Annotated in this window: 2 protein-coding genes; both read left to right on the forward strand. The window is 41.3% G+C overall.

Annotated elements, in window-relative coordinates:
- Positions 1 to 242 (forward strand): murein hydrolase activator EnvC family protein (locus ACFIKB_RS09470; RefSeq protein WP_375653504.1); only part of this gene is annotated, 242 nt, incomplete at its 5' end.
- 12 nt (positions 243 to 254) lie between these two features.
- Positions 255 to 779 (forward strand): S41 family peptidase (locus ACFIKB_RS09475; protein ID WP_375653506.1); only part of this gene is annotated, 525 nt, incomplete at its 3' end.

A 779-nucleotide genomic window follows, 5' to 3' on the forward strand; every position in this document is an offset into this window, starting at 1 on the left:
GACAATTAATCATTCTTAATGTTGGAAATGGTTATCATATCGTTCTTATTGGGATGTCGAGAATCAACGTCACTCAGGGACAGTTTGTTCTTGCAGGTGAACCTCTTGGAACGATGGGGATGCAATTTGTTGCGAACAGTGTTGCATTGGATATAGGCAAAACGACTCCAATGCTTTACATTGAGTTTAGAAAGCAGGGGAAGCCTGTGAATCCAACTCCTTGGTGGCAGACTGAAAAATAAGAAGGAACCAAAATGATTCGTAAAATTATTCTTTTGGTCGCTGGGGTATTTCTCGGCGCCAGTTCAATGATTATGGTGCAGTCTGTTGCTGCCAATAATGAAGGTGATACGTATAAAGAGCTGGCCATATTTGGCGATATCTTTGAACGCGTACGTATGCAATACGTGACGGTTCCAGACGATAAAAAGCTTATTGAAAATGCTATAAATGGGATGCTCACATCGCTTGATCCCCATTCATCTTATATGAATGCGCAAGAAGCCAAGGAGATGCGGGATTCTACAAAAGGAGAATTCGGAGGGCTCGGTATTGAAGTAACCATGGAGAAAAACTTGATTAAAGTTGTTTCTCCAATGGATGATACACCTGCTTCAAAAGCGGGTATTTTGGCAGGGGATCTCATTTCAAAAATTGATGGTGTACAGACCAATGGTCAAACATTGAATGAAGCTGTTAATAAGATGCGAGGTGCTCCTGGAACACCAATTACGTTGACAATTATTCGTTCTGGTGTTGATAAGCCGCTGGAAATTAAG

The organism is Bartonella sp. MR110HLJHH (assembly GCF_042194225.1).
Lineage (GTDB): Bacteria > Pseudomonadota > Alphaproteobacteria > Rhizobiales > Rhizobiaceae > Bartonella > Bartonella grahamii.